This is a genomic window from Sphingobacterium corticibacterium, assembly GCF_004208525.1.
Lineage (GTDB): Bacteria > Bacteroidota > Bacteroidia > Sphingobacteriales > Sphingobacteriaceae > Sphingobacterium > Sphingobacterium corticibacterium.
On record NZ_SGIT01000002.1, the window covers coordinates 231,313 to 250,781 of the forward strand.

Genomic DNA, 19,469 nt, shown 5'->3' on the forward strand with positions numbered 1-19,469 from the left:
TAAATGAATAAATTTTTGATTGTCGTATTTTTTTTATTGTTTAATGTATTTCGTGGATTTGGCCAACTGACACCGGATATATTAGAAGCAATTGATTATACGAAAATAGCCCTGCCCCCATTGGAAGAGCTGTTTGAAAACGCAAAGAAAAGTCCAGGCGTGGAGATGTATGAGGCCAAGATGGAAGCACAAGAAAGCCAACTCGTGTCGGAAAAACGAAGTTGGCTAAAGTATTTCCGCGTCGGGGGTTGGTGGCAGTATGGGAATATGACTATGAACACAGCGTTCACGAATGAGTATACACCACTCTTCTACCAATCATCTGGTGTTACGCAAAACATGTGGTTTGGTAATGCAGGTATCAATGTGCCTTTGGACGACTTATTCGACCGTGGAAACCGTGTCAAACGCCAGAAAATGGAGCGACGCTTTACGGAGCTGGAAATGGAAAAATGGTTAGATGAGCAGAAGATGCGCATTGTCGATTCCTATGTCAGAGTTATAAACTCCATTTCCGTTCTGCAAAAGAAAATGGAGCATTTAACCATTGCTACCGCACGCATGGAAATGGTCGAAAATGAGTTCACTAACGGACATGCCTTGATTTCAGATCTAAACACCGCCAAAAAAATGGAAATGGAAGCCTATGAAACCTATAAATCGACAGAGAGCGCAATTACCAGTGAAATTTTAAACTTGGAAATCTTAAGTAGAACTAAAATTATAAGTAAATAAACGATGGGTATTTTTATCTACATCTTTAAAACGTTATATAGATTCAAATGGTGGTTACTCCTATTGCCTCTGCTTATTGTTTCTATCGTTATTTACATGACAAGGGAGATCGATCATCAATATGAAGTAGATATGACAATCTATACGGGTATCATCTCGACCAATGGCAATGATATTTCGCAGACCACACAGCAGGATTGGAATATTTTAAAAAATTCGCTAGTGAATGTCATTAATACCATTAAATCCAAAGAGACTTTACACGTGGTATCGTTACGTCTCTTTGCCAGAACGATGATCAATGGAAACTTGAATAAGGACAACATCTATATATCCAGTCGCCATTTTCGGAAGCTGACACGTATCGTTCCCAAATCGGTGCTTGCCCTGATTGACAAAACATCGGAAGAACAAACCGTCGAGAATCTCAAGAACTATATCCAAATGGACCGAGACAATTTCGTGTACGGCCTTCTTAACTGGAACCACCCTTATTTTAGCTATGGCGCATTAGAGAGTATCAAGATCACACCCCTGGATAACAGTGATATCCTGTATTTGACCTATGAAAATAACGATCCAGGCATTACCTATCAGACATTAGAAATACTGAGCGAGGTTTTCGCCGATGAGTATAGAACCTTACAATATGGGAATACCAATAACGTGATTAAATACTTTGAGCAAGAATTGGCTAGAACCGGGCGCGAACTATATTTGAAGGAAGATTCATTGACCCAATTCAACGTACAAAACCGTGTCATCCACTACGATAAGCAAACGGAAGCCATCACGATATTGGATAGGGATTATGAGGTACGGAAGCAAGATGCGCTTTCTGCACGTGACCGTGCTCAGGCAGCTGTCAATCAATTAGAACTGGGTATAGATGAAAATTTAAAAAGCATCAAGAATAATGCGGAGTTTCTGAACAAAATGCGTCAAATTTCCGATCTTAACTATTCCATTTCACAGATCGAATCCTACCGGCCAGACTCCACTTACATGGCAGAAAGTGACCCTACGCTTAATCGTCTTAAATCCAACCTGCAAAATCAAGAAAAGGATTTCCGTGTGTTTATCGAACAATATTCCCGTCAGAAATATACCCGGAATGGTTATCCGAATGCGAATTATGTAACACAATGGGTTGATGAACTTTTGAAGTTAGAACAGGCGAATGCGGAAATTGAGGTTATCAATGCCTTTAAGGATGAATTGGATGAGATGTATTCACACTACTCCCCAATTGGTTCCTTACTAAAACGGCAGGAACGAAGCATCAACTTTACCGAGCAAAATTATCTTTCGATCCTTAGGAGTTTGAATGAGGCACGACTACGGTTAAAAAGTATCGAAATGAACTCTGCCACGTTAAAAGTGATCAATCCGCCTGACTTTCCGCTCAATGCCAAGCCGACCAAGCGTAAAATGTTGGTTGCGGGCTCCTATTTTGGCACAATTGCATTTTTATTGGGCCTTTTGCTCGTGCTCGAGCTTCTGGACCGTACCCTGCGTGATAAATTCCGGACTGAACGTATTACGAATGGAACAGTCATCGGCGCTTTTCCGGGAAAAGGAAAAGGACGCTATCAACATGTTATTGAACAGGCAGCCTCACAAGCTCTTGCAAATCAGGTTTTCGGTTATATAAGTACCACCAATGCCTATAATTTTATGAATATACTGCAGCTGGATCCTGATATTGATAGCCGTGCATTAATATATGCCGTGCGGGAGTACTGGCAAACCATAGGACTAAAAGTAGAGGTATTGGAAGAGGGGGTTGATTTCAATTCCCGATCGAGAGACTTTTTGATGACGGGCAAACTGATTGATCAGGTGGTTGAAAAAGCCAGCGATCTAGTTCTGGTGAAGCACACCAATATCGCTGACGTACCCATCCCCACCATCTATCTAGAGCGGGCTTCCGTGAATATGTTAATTCTGAATGCACAATCAGCCTGGAAAGAAGAAGATCAGGAAATCTATAAAGATTTGGCACAACGCACGGGTGATGTTCCGCTGCTCCTATGCCTAATTAACGCGGATAGGCTTTCGATAGAAACTTTTACCGGCATGCTACCACCACATTCGTTATTTAGAAAAATTGAATATAAATTTTCTCAATTAGGCCTAACGGCCTCAAAGGCTTAGCATCCGATTTTTCATATGCTTAAACTTCGCCCGTTAAATAATATAGGAATATTAAACCACATGTGGTTGAAAACCATCGTTGTCGGTGCATGTTTATTGATTGCTTTTCTGGCTGTTTCAGGTGGATTAATGCCCGCTTTAGGTTTCGCCCTGCTCCCCCTTCTTTTCTGCTTTTTGCTTATCTGCATCAAATATCCCTATGTAAGTTTCCTTTTTCTATTTACGGTGTGTTTCTTTATCATGGGCGTGCAACGCTATACCCCACTCCCCATACCCAGCGGGCTGGTAGTCGACATGATCATATTATTTAATTTTCTAGTTATCACCATCAATCATATTTACCGCAACTATCATCCTCATTTCAAATTACCTTTTTTTTTCCTGATAACAGTTGCCTGGACCGTATACTGTCTCGTCAGCGTCTTTAACCCTGCCGGAACCTTGGAAAACTGGTTAGTTACCATTAGAAGTATTGCACTCCATATCAGTTTATTCCAATTTTTAAGCTATTATATTTTCAAAAGTGTTGGCAGGGTTAACCACTTTTTGTTGTTCTGGGCAACCTTATGTTTGTTGGCCGCGCTAAAGGCTATCGGCCAAAAAATCATCGGTTTTGATACCAGCGAAATGATTTGGCTATATACTGTTGGTGAATCAACCCATGTTATTTATAGCGGTATACGCTATTTTTCTTTTTTTACCGATGCCGCTAATTTCGGCTGTCATATGGGGCTAGCGACAGTCGTATTTTCGATTCTGGCGCTAAACGAGAAATCTCGATCGTTAAAAACATATTACATCATAGTTGCTATTTTGACCCTGTATGGTATGTTTATTTCGGGCACACGATCGGCGATGGCCATCCCTTTTGTCGGATTTGCGTTCTATATTATTTCACTTCGACGTTGGCAATTCATCTTAGCGGGCGCGGTGACGTTCATCACTATATTTGGATTTTTTGCCTTTACCACCATCGGCAATAGCAATGCCGATATTCGGCGGATGCGCACCGCGTTTCAATTTAGTAAAGATGCGTCCTACAACATACGTCAAGAAAATCAGGCGAAGATGCGGGAATTCATGGGCGATTATCCGATTGGTCTTGGGATTGGCGCAGCCAAACATACCGTAGACGGAGATCTCCTATATGACCTGCCAACAGACACATCTTTTGTTTTTATCTGGGTAGAAACCGGGATCATTGGCTTGATAATCTATTTATTTTTGTGGCTTAGCTGCTTGGTTATAAGTTTGTATTATATATGGAAGCGGCTAAAAGACCCTATGATTCGGGCTTTGACCAGTGCGGCCTCTGCTGGTATCGCGGGTATGATGGCCGCTGGCTATGGAAATGAAGTCTTACACCAATTTCCGACCGGACAAACGGTCTATATTTTAATGGCTATCGTGATGCTTTCTCCTTATTTAGAGAATCGTAAAAACAATGAGTACACCATACGTTGATATATCTTTCATTACGGTTAATTACAATGGCATACAGCATACGGCCGACCTGTTGAAATCTATTTTCACGAAGAACTTCTCGTTTTCTTATGAAGTGATCGTGATCGACAACGGTTCGAACAGCAATGAATTTGAAGCGTTACGGATCAAATATCCCGAAATACAGGGAAAATATCACACAAAAAATCTTGGCTTTGCCGGGGGCAACAATTTGGGAATAGACCTTGCTCACGGAGAATACCTCTACTTTTTAAACAATGATACGCTATTGCCCGAGGAGGCCGATGATCAGCTAGCAGCTATGTTTGACTTTTGTCGGCATCATCCCCAAGTTGGCGGACTGTCGCCTAAGATCATGTACAACAGTCCTTCGGATCTTATCCAATTTGCCGGAAGCACGCCGCTGAGTATGATTACCCTACGCAATAAGCAAATTGGCTATAAGGAACAGGATCGCGGCCAATATAATACCCTTCAGGAAATTCCCTATATGCATGGGGCTGCAATGTTTGTACCGCGCCGTGTTATCGAACATGTCGGGTCGATGCCCGAATTATATTTTTTATATTATGAAGAGTTAGACTGGTCTTGTCAGATTTCAACGTCGTATAAACTTTATTATTATCCCGATGCGTATATATATCATAAGGAAAGTGTCAGCACAGGAATAGATTCACCACTAAAGACCTTCTACCTCACACGTAATCGTTTATTGTTTGCATTTAGAAACCGGAGGGGCACAACACGTGTGCTGTCCATATTTTATCTTATGACTATAGCCAGTCCGTTAAAAATGCTTAAATTTATAGTTCAAGGGAAATGGCAACAAGTAGTTTCCGTTTGGTCTGGATTTTTGTCAGGTATTTCGTTAATACGAGCCAATAGTTAGCGTTATGTCTTTTTTTATATTATTACTGGAAGAAGTATTATTTGCGGTGTTTATGATATGGGTATTATACTTACTTATCTTTTCGATTGGCAGTAAAATACCTAAATATACCTTTTATCCAACCTCTCTCCAAAAGCATCGCTATTTGGTTGTTTTTCCGGCGTATAGAGAAGATAATGTTATTTTGGAGAGTATATCGACTTTTAAGAAACAAGATTATCCATCATCGATGTACGAGATCGTCGTCGTTTCTGATCAGATGGATGATGCTACCAATACAGCTTTACTGGATATGGACGTAACAGTCTTATTTCCGGATTATATCAATCGCTCCAAAGCCGAAGCAATGAAGTTAGCGGCAGCCTACAGCATGGATAAAACGTTTGACGCGATGGTTATCCTTGATGCCGACAATTGGGTGCATGCCGATTTTTTAACAAAAATAGACAGGGCATTTTCAACCGGTTTAAAATCTATCCAAGCGCACCGTATTGCTAAAAATAGTAATACCACTATGGCGTACTTAGACGGTATCAGTGAGGAAATTAATAATTCTATTTTTAGGTTAGGGCAAGTAAACATAGGATTACCTTCTGCACTTATCGGTTCGGGAATGGTGTTTGACATAAACTGGTTTAACAGCAAAATTCATAAAGTCCATTCTATGGGAGAAGATAAGGAACTGGAATATCATCTGTTGGAAGACCGGATATTTACAGCTTATCTTCCAGATGTGTATGTGTTGGACGAAAAAGTTCAACACAAAAACGATTTTTTAAATCAGCGACAACGCTGGAATGCCGCACAGGTAGAAAGATTTACCTATACATTTCAACGGTTCATTTCTGTTTTACAATCTAAAAATTGGCCTTTGTTTGTAAAACTAATTCAATGGTCTATCCCCCCTCGGATTGTCTTATTAGGGGCAATACCAATTACAGCCATCCTTTTGCTATTTATTTTTCCCGCACTGGCCTATAAATGGATAGGGCTTTATGTTGCTTATCTAATTGCATTACTGATAGCCTTGCCAAATCGTTTCTATAACAAAAGATCCTTGATGGCACTTTTCAGGCTACCTGCTATATTTATCACCATTTTGCGAAGCCTCATAAAAAGCAGAACGGCAAAAAACACCTTCATTCATACCCCCCATGGAGAAAAGACAGAAAACAATCGTCGTTGAAGCACAGCGAATATTCCGTAAAAACAAACATGGGATGGACTACGTAGCGTTGGAAGTCATCCGGTCGTTGCAGACATTGGACCAACATAACACCTATGTGATTGCGGTAGGGCCGGGAGAAGATCGTTGTTTGGCGGAAACCCATAATTTTAAGATTTTGGTGCTCCCCAGCAGCAATTATCTGATATGGGAACAAGTTCTTCTACCTCGGTTAGTGCGGCAAACAAAAGCGGATTTATTACATTGCACCTCCAACACGGCTCCAATGTACTGTCCTGTTCCATTGGTATTGACTTTACATGATATCATCTTCATGGAAAAAAGCATGGGGGGCAATACGTCACTTTATCAACGATTAGGCCGTATTTATAGGCGCTTTGTTGTTCCGGTCATTCTTAAATCGGTCGATAGGGTTATCACGGTTTCCTATTTTGAAAAAGAAAATATACAGCAGCATTATGCCCAATTGAAAGATAAGCTGACGACCGTATACAACGGTGTAAGCCCTAATTTTATGCTGATCGAACAGTTTGAGACGGATTGCCTTAAAAATATTGACAAAGGCAACTATTGGTTGCTCCTCGGGAATACAGACCCCAAGAAAAACATCGAAAACACACTGAAAGGCTACGCCTGCTACCTGCAAAAGAGTCTGGAAAAGAAAAAGCTGCTCCTTGTCGATTTAACCCATCAACACGTCGACAGACTTTTAAACGACCTGGACTTAGGCAGCATCCGCGAGTTTATGATCGTTAAAGAATACATACCACACCATATCTTAGCCGAGATTTATAACAAAGCATTCGGATTTCTCTATCCATCTATTCGAGAGAGCTTTGGGCTACCGATAATAGAAGCTATGTCATGCGGAACACCTGTCGTGACCTCCAATCGTTCGGCGATGCCGGAGATCGGAGCCGATCAGGCTATCTATGTGGATCCGCTGAATCCGGTGGCTATCGCGGAAGGAATGTTGTCTTTAGAAAGAGACGCCGATTTATATCAGGAGAAGGTAGCCGGTGGCTTAAAACGGAGTAAACATTTTACATGGCACGCCACGGCAACACAGACATTAGCAATTTATGAAGATCTTTTAGCGCAAAAAAATGGGAATTAGGTCATATATGTACGACAATAAGAGCGCCAAGCATTTTTTACATTGGCTCATTATGCATCCGGTGCGCACGCGCCCACGCTGGTATATCCGATTTTTCCAATTTCTCTATATAAAGCGCGGCAGACATTCGGTAATTTATCATAGTGCCCGCCGGGATATCGTACCCTTTCGTCGTTGTGTAATCGGGGCACGATCTGTCATCGAATCTTTTTCCGTGCTAAACAATGCGGTTGGCGATATGCTTATTGGAGATGATACGCGTGTAGGAATCGGGAGTACGATAATCGGACCCGTTGTCATGGGGAATAAGGTTAATATTGCGCAACATGTGCTCATTTCCGGGATAAACCACAACTATGAAGATATCCATCTTCCAATTGCCGACCAGGGAATACGCACCTCCCAAGTTGATATTGCGGATAATGTGTGGATTGGTGCAAACGCCGTTATTCTTCCAGGAATAAGCATCGGAACACATGCCGTTGTCGGAGCGGGATCGGTCGTCACGAAAGATGTTGAGCCCTATACGGTAGTAGCCGGAAATCCGGCCCGCCCCATAAAAATATGGGATTTTGAACAACAGCAATGGAAAAAATATGAAGCAGCCGAAAGTTAGTGTAATTATGCCGGTATATAATACCGAAAAATATGTGAAGGAGGCTATCCAAAGTATTCTTGACCAGACATTGATGGACTTCGAGTTAATTGTCATAAATGATGGTTCTACCGACAACAGTCTTCATCTTGTTAAAACTATTCCTGATTCGCGCATAAGAGTGCTTTCACAAGAGAACGCTGGTCAGGGTGCCGCGCGCAATCACGGTTTACAGTATGCCCGTGGCGAATATATTTATTTTATGGATAGTGATGATATTCTGGATCGCGAAGCTTTACGGGAGTGCTTCCAGATATGTGAAGAGCAACACGTAGATTTTGTCTTTTTTGATGCTATCAATTTTGGTGAAAATTATCAAAATATATTAACGTATGAACGTAAGCATTATCTGGACGAAGGCATAAAAGCGGGAATAGCATGGTTTACAGAACAGCTTGAAAAAAATTGTTATCGAGTTCCTGTATGGCTTAATTTTATCCGCTTTTCATTTCTGGAGAAGAACGGACTTTACTTTGAGACAATACGTCATGAAGATGATATTTTTACGACGCTTTTATATTGTAAAGCAAAGAAAGTAGCTTTTTTATCCAAGCCTTTTTTTCACCGTCGGCTCCGTCCTAATTCGGTTATCACTTCTACATACACGTTAAAAGATGCGCAAGCATATTTCACAGTTGCGGGTATTTTAATGAGTGCGGCCGGTAAGATGGAAGCGATAAAAGTACGGGCGATCAAAACTTTTGTAGGCCAAATGCTAAATGCAGCAATCTGGCGGGGATACGTTCTCCCCTGGCGAGATAAGCTTGCCATACTTCAATCCATTCCCCGCCAGTACATTTACGTTATCCAAATACGATCTTTACTAAAGCTATTTTTTAAGAGAAAGTAAATCCGTTTTATGTATTACCCTAAAATAAGCATCCTTGTTCCCGTCTACGGCGTTGCACCATTTATTGAAAAATGTGCCCGGTCTCTATTTGAACAGTCCTACCAAAACATTGAATATATTTTTGTAAATGATTGTACGCCGGACGACAGTATGGAAATAGTAGAGCAGACTTTAACACATTATCCTGCCAGAATACCGGCTTATCATCGAATTGACCACTCCAAAAATGTGGGTCTCGCTTCGGCGCGAAATACATTATTAGCGCACGCGACGGGTGATTATTTTATCTTTATTGATAGCGATGATTGGGTTGATTTACAGATGGTGGAGAAATTCGTTGAAAACATTCAACAAAACAACCCCGATATTGCTATTTGCCAATATTATAAAGTTTTCACAGATCATAAAGAACTTTTTGTGGAGTCATTTTCAACTGATAAAATGCAAAGGTTACGGGATATTATTTCGCTAAAACAAAGTGCTTACCTAGTGAAAATTATGATTCATCAAAAATTTCAGCACCTTTTCCATTTTCCGCCAATCAATGTTGGCGAAGATTATATCTTTTGTGTCAAATTATTCTCTGTTATAGAGAACTTGAGCGTCATAGACCTCCCCTTGTATTATTATGTTCAATACAACAACAATAGTTACAGCAAATTATCGCTACAAAATATTGAAGACAGACTGGCCGCCATCGCGGAAGTGGAGCGATATAGCCACGAGAAGGATTTTTATAAGGATGTAGTTAACGAGATCAATGAGAGAAAATTCATTGTCAAAAAAGATTTTCTCCTTCATCCTGCTTACCAAGATTATCAACGCTGGGCAGACACTTATCCGGAAAGCAATACATCATGGCGTCATCTTCATTTCCGCCTAGATTATCGCCTGATATTCTGGCTTGCCGAAAAACATTGCTTTTGGTTAATCGACAAAATACTGGCGTGCAAGCGTATGCTAAAACCGTTCAAGCCTACCGGTTAAACATGAAACGAAAATCGTTTTTTAGTGTCCGGTATGTAAATCTCCAATTCGCGGGATTATCCCCTTTTTGCACCTCGTCCAGCAGCATGATGACCGGTACGTGCATTATTTTTAAACGATGATGCGCACAAAACACATTAATCAGTCTCTCTGAAAGATATCCAAATATCCGAGCTTGCATCGGGTAAGGTGATAGCAACACTCTCTTTTCCATTTCTTCCAGAATCCCAAATATCCACGCGGAATATGCGTCAAAATATTTCCATGATGTGATAAACATATTATAATTGGCCATGCTATTCGATTGCGCTGTAACCTTCCGAAAGGCCGGTAGATAATCCGGGTATTTTTCCGCTATGACCGCTTTTAGTATTTCCCAATCATCTTTTATATGTTCGATACAGTACATCGTTTCGATAGTATAGGGATGATTTCGCTTTTTCGTAAGAATGATATCATAGGATGCTAAATATCGAGCCAGATCGGGCAATTGAAACGGCTGGCTAATAAAAGCAGCTGTTGTCGTAAAGCTTCGGTCCGGCGAAAAAGCTTTCCATTTCCGGTCAAAGTCAAAATACCGGCGATAGTGATTTAGACCTATAATATCCACATTCTTTAGGTTTTTCCAAGCCCAGTAGTGAGCCGTTAGTTCACAGTAATTAGGGTTCTTGGAAGAAATATGGATGCCCTGATCATCGTGGGCAATATCCAGTCGCTGAGTGCTCAGCGCACTTCCCACTTGTATAGGCAATAAATCGGGGTGTTGCGGTAGCGGTGTTTCCTTATGCGCACACACCAATATTTTAATAGTTGGGGCCTCCATGGTCATTTAATTTATTTTTTCGATTGTATCCGGTTTAGTATACGAAGTGTAACTGCGCGAAACCCCGGGCATAGAAAGTAGTATCCCAGAAAGTTAACAGTCATAAATAAGCTTACCGTCAATAACGCAAACAAAATCCACTGCCAGAATGTGCCGGGCAGATCCATATCCACAAGATGTATCAATTCATAGCAGACAATAGCTGCCAGTCCAATAACCGCGTAATACTTTAAAATCGTCACCCAATAGTTTCCGACCGAACGCTTAAATCCATTCCGGTATAGTAAAAGGGGCTTCCACAGCACCACAATAAGAAATAGGCTTACGGTGGAGCCTAGCAATATGCCGTTTAGCCCCCAATAGTACCCTCCTATTAACGAAATCCCTAAACTGATGAAACTTTCTGCAATAGGCGCCCAGATATCCTGGAAAAGACCGTACCCGTATAGGAATTGGTCGATGGTTCCCCGTGTTTGGAGCATCAGCATATTCATGAGGATAATGATCAATGTGGATGTTGGCAGAACATAAGAAGCTCCTAACCAAATGCTCACAAATGGGTTCATTAATATAGCCACGGAAAATACAATCGTGCCGGCTAAGAAATAGCGCATGGCATTGAGCTCGTGGAACATCCTAATAATGTGCTTGGTATTGCCCTCGGCGACCAGCTGCCCGATCCCCGCTCCTGTACTTCCCAATACCGTAGAAAGGAGCTGCGACAGTTTATCGATGATGATACTATAATTGCCGTAAATGGTCACCATCTGTAGTGATAAAAAGCCATAAATAAGTAGGGGTTTGATCTGTATTTGTACCAACGTGCCGATCTTATGGACAAACAGACGTTTCGCTTGCTGCAATATCAACGGATATTTTGCCCGGAGCACTTTACCCTTCCTGATATCTGTCTGTAACCAGGGATAAACTTGCCTTATTTTTCTATTTAAACATACGCTATAGCATATGCCCGCCACAAGTTCTATCGCGATCCACAGATAGTAATTTTGCGTGTAGTATGCGATCGCAATCTGCAGGAGTGTTTTTAGGATCGCGGTGGTTTGAAAATACGTGATGACGACGTAGTTTTTTTGATCTGCTCCTAAAAGCGTCTGCTTATAGTTCGCAAAATACCCGATCACCACATTCGTTAAATAGACAACGTAAATACTGTAGAGCAGTAACAGCGGAAATTCGAGATCCGGAAAAATAAACGGAAGTAAAATACCGACGATGATACCGCCAACAACAATACAGTACCCTACTATTCTGTAAAAATAGCCAAAAACAGCAATGACCTCCTTAATAGCTTCTTCGTCTTTCCGGATTATATGTTGGTATAAGGCAACGCTGACGGCCGCGCCAATCCCCAGTTCAGCCAGATTTAAAAAATCAAGCAAATTTACCAAGGTACCATTCAAACCGACAAAATCTGCCCCAAAAGATTCAATAAAAATTTTCCGGGAGAAAAAAGATAAAAATAAGGTCAGAAGGAAAAAAAAGGTATTGACCCGGGCATTCAGGAAACTTAGGTAAGAACGGCTGCCGTTAGCTTTCATGTCTATGATAACAGATGATGTGCTCTTTGGATCGCCAATTCAACAATAGGAGCCATGTCATAATATTTATATTCTGCCAAACGCCCGCCAAAAATATACTTTTTCTCTTGATCCGCCAAATGCTCATATTTTTCATATATCGCATTGTTTTCATCATCGTTTATCGGATAATAAGGTTCCATTCCTGCTTTCCACTCGGTGGCATATTCTTTGGAGATGACCGTCCGCCGACATTGTTCTATCTCTTCACCAAACATTTCAAAATGTTTGTGCTCAATAATACGCGTATAGGGAATTTCTGCTTCGGTATAATTCACCACCGCATTCCCTTGCCAGTTCGTGGTGTCGATAATTTCGTGCTCAAAGTTTATCGTTCGGTAGGCGAGTTTACCAAATTTATAAGCATAAAATTCATCGATCGCCCCCGTAAATAAAATTTTCTCCCCCATGGCCTCATATTCTTTTCGAACTTTTAGAAAATCTACATCGCATCGCACTTCAACACCCGCTAGCAAGCCGTTAATCAGCTTGTTATAACCACCGATGGGAATGCCTTGGTATTTGTCATTAAAGTAATTATTATCATATACAAAGCGTAATGGCAGACGTTTGATGATAAACGCAGGGATTTCGGTACATGGCCGCCCCCATTGTTTTTCGGTATATCCTTTTATGAGTTTCTCGTATATATCTTTGCCAACCAAGGCTAGCGCCTGTTCTTCCAGATTACGGGGATTTTCTATTCCCTCAGCGGCCATTTTACGCATGGCATCTGCCTTTTGCTCTTCGATTTTCACCTTTGCTTCGTCGGGGGTTTTCACCCCCCACATCTGGTAGAACGTATTCATGTTAAAAGGCAGGTTAAAATACTGACCTTTATAGTTGGCGATCGGTGAATTGGTATAACGGTTGAATTCGACGATCGCATTTACAAAATCCCACACTTCTTTATTGGAGGTATGGAATATATGAGCGCCATACTTGTGAACGTTGATCCCTTCAATTTCTTCGCAGTAAATATTTCCACCCGTATAAGGTCTTCTATCCAGCACCAGACATCTCTTACCAGCTTGTTTCATGATATAGGCAAACGTCGCACCGTACAAGCCGGCGCCTACAATGATATAGTCATACCTTTTCATTTTTTATCGCTATTTTATCTCAAAGCAAATATGCCGACATTCGTTTGATTTCTTATGCTTCAAGATATGACAAATTAAAATAATTTTCAAATTACCCATCATTCATCACGAAAACGCACCTCTTTTTTGGGCAAAAATATACCCTAAACAGAAAGGGTATTCTAACTAAAAAAACACCCTTTAAAGCTATTTCAATACAGTTTTACAGCTCATTATTTCGAAAAAAGAAAACTCCTTTTCCCCACAAAATAAACTTAATGCACCACAAAAAAGTCTTGATTCCCCACAAAATAAACTCTCTCCACCAAAAAATAAACTTAATGTACCACAAAAAAGTCTTGATTCCCCACAAAATAAACTCTCTCCACCAAAAAATAAACTTAATGTACCACAAAAAGGTCTTGATTCCCCACAAAATAAACTCTATTCACCATAAAATCATTCTTACGCCAGAAATAAAATTCAAACGCACTAATGGATTATCTTTATTCCCCAACAAATTATTCTTATTCAGAAAACAGGATCGAGACAAGTTATCCATAAAATAACACTCGTATGCTACGGGTTTAATTATACTATTGGTGCAAAAACAAAAAAAATAAATATTTTTGTATATGATTAACCTATCGTCCATATGCAGTTGAAGGTTCTGTTTTTAGTATTTCATGGTTTTAGTGAATATAATGGAATAAGTAAAAAGATTCATGGACAAGTGAAGGGTCTTCGGGAATGTGGAGCCGATGTCCGGTTATGTTATTATGAGGTCCAAAAGGATAAACGTCGAGTTTGGGTGGTAGATAACAACGTAATAGCCGATTTTGGTTACGGGATTCGTGCCAAAGCACGCAAGCGTTTTGATTATCAATCTTTGACCGACTATATTTTAGCAAATAACTTTTCTTTCGTATATATGCGGTCAGATCATAATGCCAATCCGTTTACGATTCGCATGGTACGTAGGCTTCGCGAAGGAAAGTGTAAGGTATTGATGGAGATTCCGACTTATCCGTATGATCAGGAATATCATACTTTGCGCATGCGTTTAGATCTTTTTGTAGACCGGCTTTTCCGTCGCCAGCTGGCAAAGAATCTAGATGCCATCGTGACATTTACACGAAACAAGGAGATCTTTGGACAACGCACTATACAAATATCCAACGGAATAGATTTTGACACATTGCCTTTACGCAAGCCTCTTCCGGGAAAGTCCGAAGAAATACATTTACTAGGAGTAGCAGAAGTTCATTATTGGCATGGCTACGACAGGCTTATCAAAGGACTTGAATATTACTACCGTACCCATCCGAGTACCAAAGTATATTTTCATATCGTCGGTCATTTGGGTGGTCCTCGCGAAGAAACAGAAATATATGGAGCGATAAAGAAAGGTAATCTAGCCCATTATGTAATCTTGCATGGAGCAATTTGGGGAAACGACTTAGACAATATATTTGATCAATGTGATTTCGCCGTAGGAAGCCTTGGTCGTCATCGCAGTGGAATTACCCATATTAAAACGTTAAAGAACAGAGAATATGCGGCCCGTGGCATCCCTTTTATCTATTCGGAAATTGATGATGATTTTGAAGGGAAACCGTATATCTTAAAGACCAGGGCAGACGAATCTCCCATAGAAATACAGAAGATATTAGACTTTTTAAATAATCATATTTTTTTGCCCGAATCGATCCGAAAAAGTATATATAATCTTTCGTGGGGTCAACAGATGGAAGAAGTATTATCAAATTATCAATAGCTGACCTCATGCTCGTAATCACATTTTGGGTATGTCTATTCATCGTCTTGTACACCTTTATAGGATACGGTATCTTGATTTATATGTTAGCCAAACTCGCTCCCTATAAATCAGTAGATAACATAGATTTACAAGAAGAGAACCTCCCCGCCATAACGTTATTCATCACAGCTTACAACGAAGCGGATATCATCGACGAAAAGATGGCCAATTGCCTTTCATTAACATATCCTTCAGACCGTTTACGTATTTTGTGGGTTATTGATGGTAGTACGGATCATAGCGACACATTGTTACGTCGTTATCCCGAGGCACAAGTTATTCATTCGCCAGAGCGTCGAGGCAAAACTGCGGCAATTAATCATGGAATGCAGTATGTAACCACACCATTTGTGATTTTTACGGACGCGAATTGTATGCTCAACGAGGACGCTCTTAACCAAATCATGCGGCAGTTTCAGGATTCCAGTATAGGTTGTGTGGCGGGAGAAAAAAGAATTGCTTTTGAAGATGAAGACACCATTTCATCCAAGGGGGAAGGTGTTTACTGGAAATATGAATCTTTTTTAAAAAAAATGGACTTCCAATATTATTCTACTGTTGGTGCAGCAGGAGAATTGTTTGCTATCCGGACATCCTTGTTTAAAAAGATGCCGGAAGACACCTTACTGGATGATTTTATGCTTTCCATGCGAATAGCGCAAAAAGGTTATCGGATTGCGTATACACCAAATGCCTACGCTGTTGAACGAGGTTCGTTCGACATGCATGAAGAAGGTAAGCGCAAAAAAAGAATAGCTGCCGGTGGATGGCAATCCATGCGAAGACTTTTACCTTTGCTAAATATTTTTAAATATGGTAGGTTGAGCTTCCAATATTTGTCCCATCGTGTGCTCCGATGGAGTCTAGCTCCTCTTGCCCTATTCACCCTATGGCCACTATCGCTCCTTCTCGGAGTCATGGATACATCACAAAACTATGTGTTCTTCGTCATTTTTGGACTGCAGAGTATATGCTATTTTTGTGCCTACATAGGTATGTTAAAAAAGTCTGATTCGAAAGTATCCAGCTTTTTTTACATTCCCTATTATTTTATATTTATGAATGTAAACGCTTTAAAAGGCATTATCTATTTATTAACCAACCAACAGAAAGGTTCATGGGAAAAAACCAAACGTCGGTAACTTTTATGTAAAACATATGCAAAAAGGAATATTGCGCGATATACAGTTTGTGGAGAAAATTTTGCAGATGACCTGCGATACACTGATTGTACTCGACAACAATAATATCTGTCTAGATGCCCTTGTAAAAACCGACAATCCAGTATTAAATCCTCGACTACAACTTATTGGTAAGGACTTTTTAAGTTTGTTTCCTTACGAAACAGCGAAAATCATCGGCCAGGAATTGGAATTTTGTCGATTAACAGGACAAGAATCAAACAATAACTATGATTTACCAACGAGTGAGCAGATGTATTATTTCAAGTTTATCATACAGAAGTTTGATGATGGTCGTCTCCTTTGTCAATATCGTGATATTACGCGCCGGAGTAATATGAAACGTAGGTTGAAGGCTGCACTCACAACATTATTAGAGGTCGAGAAGGAAGCCCGCATTGGCCATTGGACATACAATACTGCAACGCAACAAATGATGTATTCCGGCTTTTTAAATGTTAATCGGAAAGATGTACTGGATCCAGTGTTTTTACGTCTTGAAGAGTTCTTAGAAATTGTCCATCCCGACGACAAAAGAAAGGTCTATAATTTCTTTTTCATCGATAAGCATGAACGACAGGTGGTCGAATATAGAATTTCTGTCCCAGGCGAAAAGATAAAGTATGTCGTCAGCACAAAATACAGCAGACATTTAGAAAATGATGAATGGCTTATCAGTGGATTTTCACAAAATGTAACGGATTTGATCCAAAATAGAATTGAGCTTGAAATGATACTTTCTGTTGTATTTAATGCCCCATACAGCATTCATGCCAATCACCTTGATGGAACCTTAGTGTTCGCCAATAAAGAATGTCGATTCCAAAACCATATCCCTAATAGTCAACGTATTTTTACATTACCCATATCCGACGTGCTGAAAAACTTTTCCTCGCAAGAACAATGGGAAGAAATCATACACGAATTGAAGGAAAGAAAAGGTTTTTATAAATATCGATGTGACTACGCCTATCCAGAGAGAAATATCTTTTCCTCAGAGTGCCGTTCTTTTCTAGTTAAGAATGGAGCGGGCGATGAAATCGTATGGACAATTCGTCGAGATATTTCTGATCAATTGCGGTATGAAGAGCAATTGATGAAAGCCAAAGAGGCCGCCGAAGAATCGGAACAGCTTAAATCAGCTTTCATTTCCAATATGAGCCATGAAATCCGCACTCCTTTGAATGCTATTGTAGGATTTAGCACGATAATCGCAAACACCGAAGATGCCGAACTCCGGCAAGAATACGGCCAGATTGTTAGTTCGAATAGCGATCAGCTTCTCCGTTTGGTACAAGATGTTTTAGAAATGTCTCATTTAGAATCGGGAAAATTGCAATTTCATACGGAGTCTATATCGTTACATGGTATTTTGAGAGAGCTAGAGAAAAGCTTCAATCAACCCATCGCAAGACCTAATCTTTATTTCCATCTACTCGAAGATGATAAACCGGTTTGTCTAGATCGTGGGCGTCTATTACAAGTATTGACCAATCTCATTTCTAATGCCATTAAATTTACCCCCGACACAGGAGAAATCCATGTGGGATATACCATTTCTTCAGAATCATTAATATTATCGGTCACAGACACGGGTATCGGCATATCTCCAGATAAATTAGAAGATATTTTCACCAGATTCTGGAAGGCTAACAGTGTTGCCCAAGGCACGGGTCTGGGACTGGCAATAAGTAAGAGTATCATAGAACAGATGAATGGTCGTATCGTTGTGCAATCAGAAGAAGGCAATGGTTCAATATTCAAAGTTTATATACCTTTAAGTGATGTGAAATAACCTTTTTTAGGATTTGATTTGATTATTTATTGTGAAGAATTTTCAGGTACGTAAAATTTTCTTCGGAGGACTACTAACCCTCTTAGGATTGATAACTTCATGCTCTTTTTTAGCATATTATATCTCACCCACGGACTTCCTCCTTTTTCAATGGATAGGGTTGATACTTCCGTTTTTATTAATTTTCCATATTATTTTATTTTTTGTCGGTTTGATTTTTCATAAATCATATGCGATTTTGTCGGTTGTCGTCCTTTTGGCAAATAGTCATTATTTTTCTGCTAAGTTTCGTTGGAATTATTCAAATACCCAAAAAGACACGCCAGCTCTAAGACTCATGACATATAATGTCCGGCAGTTAAAGATGGATTACAATCTGCCCTCTGCAGAATTTATTTCCACGTTTATCCAAGAAGAAAATATCGATATCATCTGTCTGCAAGAAATCCCTGAAACATACGAGACACAGGATTTGAAGAAGTTATTTGCTACGATGCCTTATTGTGTTTTGACCGATGTCAAGGACGGCAACCTACAATTAGCGATATTAAGTAAATATCCATTAAATTATGTGAAGACCATATCCTTTGATGAACGTCCGAATAGCGGATTGGTCGCTAATGTGACCCTCGGCAGAGATACACTAAAGCTATTCAATTATCACTTACAGACCACAGGATGGAATCATCTGAACAGTGATAACGGTAAATCAACAACTTTAAATGCTTTCGATATCATGTCGGACAATATGATTTATCGAGGCCTGCAGGCAGAAAAGGCATATAGGGAAATTCAGGACTCAACATATCCTGTTATCGTTTGTGGCGATTTTAATACACCTATCGTTTCTTATACGTATCAAACAATAAAAGGTAAACTACGGGATGCTTTTTCAGAAGCAGGTCGAGGATATTCCTACAGTTATATTAATTTCCGAAAACTGTTCCGAATAGATCACGTATTTTACGATGACAAGACACTGCGTGCAACTGCGTACAATATAGGAGAAATTGATTATAGTGATCACGCACCTATACTCGTTGATTTCAAATTCTTAAAACAAATGTAACAATAAACATGTTTTTCCATTTACTACCATTTCTATTAACAAATAGCTGGTTACAAAAAATT

The 19,469-nt window shown here is 40.1% G+C and carries 16 protein-coding genes; 13 read left to right on the forward strand and 3 right to left on the reverse strand.

The annotated features are described in order from the left end of the window. Positions 1–3: 3 nt before the first annotated feature. Genes EWE74_RS09670 through EWE74_RS09710 form a run of 9 tightly spaced genes read left to right on the forward strand, consistent with a single transcriptional unit; the run spans position 4 to position 10,040 of the window. Positions 4–735, forward strand: coding sequence for a TolC family protein (locus tag EWE74_RS09670; protein WP_130141355.1), 732 nt, complete (start codon positions 4–6; stop codon positions 733–735). A gap of 3 nt (positions 736–738) precedes the next feature. Beyond that, on the forward strand, positions 739–2,892 hold the full coding sequence (locus EWE74_RS09675; protein WP_130141356.1) for a GumC domain-containing protein: 2,154 nt from the start codon (positions 739–741) through the stop codon (positions 2,890–2,892). A 60-nt stretch (positions 2,893–2,952) separates the two neighbouring features. Beyond that, positions 2,953–4,356 (forward strand): O-antigen ligase family protein, encoded by a 1,404-nt coding sequence (locus EWE74_RS09680; protein WP_165384682.1) that lies wholly within the window; start codon positions 2,953–2,955, stop codon positions 4,354–4,356. Then, positions 4,337–5,245 carry a glycosyltransferase family 2 protein gene (locus EWE74_RS09685; protein ID WP_130141358.1) on the forward strand — a complete coding sequence of 303 codons (909 nt, stop codon included), beginning with the start codon at positions 4,337–4,339 and terminating at the stop codon, positions 5,243–5,245. The genes EWE74_RS09680 and EWE74_RS09685 overlap by 20 nt, the downstream gene beginning before the upstream one ends. A gap of 4 nt (positions 5,246–5,249) precedes the next feature. Then, positions 5,250–6,431, forward strand: coding sequence for a glycosyltransferase (locus EWE74_RS09690; RefSeq protein WP_130141359.1), 1,182 nt, complete (start codon positions 5,250–5,252; stop codon positions 6,429–6,431). Then, positions 6,400–7,548 (forward strand): glycosyltransferase family 4 protein, encoded by a 1,149-nt coding sequence (locus EWE74_RS09695; RefSeq protein WP_130141360.1) that lies wholly within the window; start codon positions 6,400–6,402, stop codon positions 7,546–7,548. Before EWE74_RS09690 ends, EWE74_RS09695 begins: the two co-directional genes overlap by 32 nt. Beyond that, positions 7,538–8,164 (forward strand): acyltransferase, encoded by a 627-nt coding sequence (locus tag EWE74_RS21490; protein WP_130141361.1) that lies wholly within the window; start codon positions 7,538–7,540, stop codon positions 8,162–8,164. The genes EWE74_RS09695 and EWE74_RS21490 overlap by 11 nt, the downstream gene beginning before the upstream one ends. Then, complete coding sequence (locus EWE74_RS09705; protein ID WP_130141362.1) at positions 8,145–9,053, forward strand: glycosyltransferase family 2 protein; 909 nt, start codon at positions 8,145–8,147, stop codon at positions 9,051–9,053. The genes EWE74_RS21490 and EWE74_RS09705 overlap by 20 nt, the downstream gene beginning before the upstream one ends. Before the next feature lie 9 nt (positions 9,054–9,062). Then, entirely contained in the window at positions 9,063–10,040 is a 978-nt protein-coding gene (locus EWE74_RS09710; protein WP_130141363.1) for a glycosyltransferase family 2 protein, read from the forward strand. Here the strand turns inward: EWE74_RS09710 and EWE74_RS09715 are convergent. From EWE74_RS09715 to glf, 3 genes are read right to left on the reverse strand one after another with little or no spacing between them, the layout of a single operon-like run. Then, positions 10,030–10,869 carry a DUF4422 domain-containing protein gene (locus EWE74_RS09715; RefSeq protein WP_206365196.1) on the reverse strand — a complete coding sequence of 280 codons (840 nt, stop codon included), beginning with the start codon at positions 10,867–10,869 and terminating at the stop codon, positions 10,030–10,032. The genes EWE74_RS09710 and EWE74_RS09715 overlap by 11 nt on opposite strands. Before the next feature lie 5 nt (positions 10,870–10,874). Then, entirely contained in the window at positions 10,875–12,422 is a 1,548-nt protein-coding gene (locus EWE74_RS09720; RefSeq protein ID WP_130141364.1) for a polysaccharide biosynthesis protein, read from the reverse strand. 2 nt (positions 12,423–12,424) lie between these two features. After that, a complete protein-coding gene (gene glf, locus EWE74_RS09725; RefSeq protein WP_130141365.1) occupies positions 12,425–13,564 on the reverse strand; it encodes a UDP-galactopyranose mutase in 1,140 nt (379 codons plus the stop codon). A gap of 634 nt (positions 13,565–14,198) precedes the next feature. Here glf and EWE74_RS09730 point away from each other — a divergent pair. The 4 genes from EWE74_RS09730 to EWE74_RS09745 all read left to right on the forward strand — a co-directional run bounded on the left by EWE74_RS09730 (position 14,199) and on the right by EWE74_RS09745 (position 19,407). After that, positions 14,199–15,320, forward strand: coding sequence for a glycosyltransferase family protein (locus EWE74_RS09730; protein WP_206365197.1), 1,122 nt, complete (start codon positions 14,199–14,201; stop codon positions 15,318–15,320). Continuing rightward, positions 15,278–16,504: a glycosyltransferase family 2 protein gene (locus tag EWE74_RS09735; protein ID WP_239018613.1), complete on the forward strand. Its 1,227-nt coding sequence runs from the start codon at positions 15,278–15,280 to the stop codon at positions 16,502–16,504. The genes EWE74_RS09730 and EWE74_RS09735 overlap by 43 nt, the downstream gene beginning before the upstream one ends. A 16-nt stretch (positions 16,505–16,520) precedes the next feature. Further along, positions 16,521–18,338, forward strand: coding sequence for a sensor histidine kinase (locus tag EWE74_RS09740; RefSeq protein WP_130141366.1), 1,818 nt, complete (start codon positions 16,521–16,523; stop codon positions 18,336–18,338). Positions 18,339–18,675: 337 nt separating this feature from the next. After that, positions 18,676–19,407 carry an endonuclease/exonuclease/phosphatase family protein gene (locus EWE74_RS09745; protein WP_130141367.1) on the forward strand — a complete coding sequence of 244 codons (732 nt, stop codon included), beginning with the start codon at positions 18,676–18,678 and terminating at the stop codon, positions 19,405–19,407. The last annotated feature ends 62 nt before the right edge of the window (positions 19,408–19,469 follow it).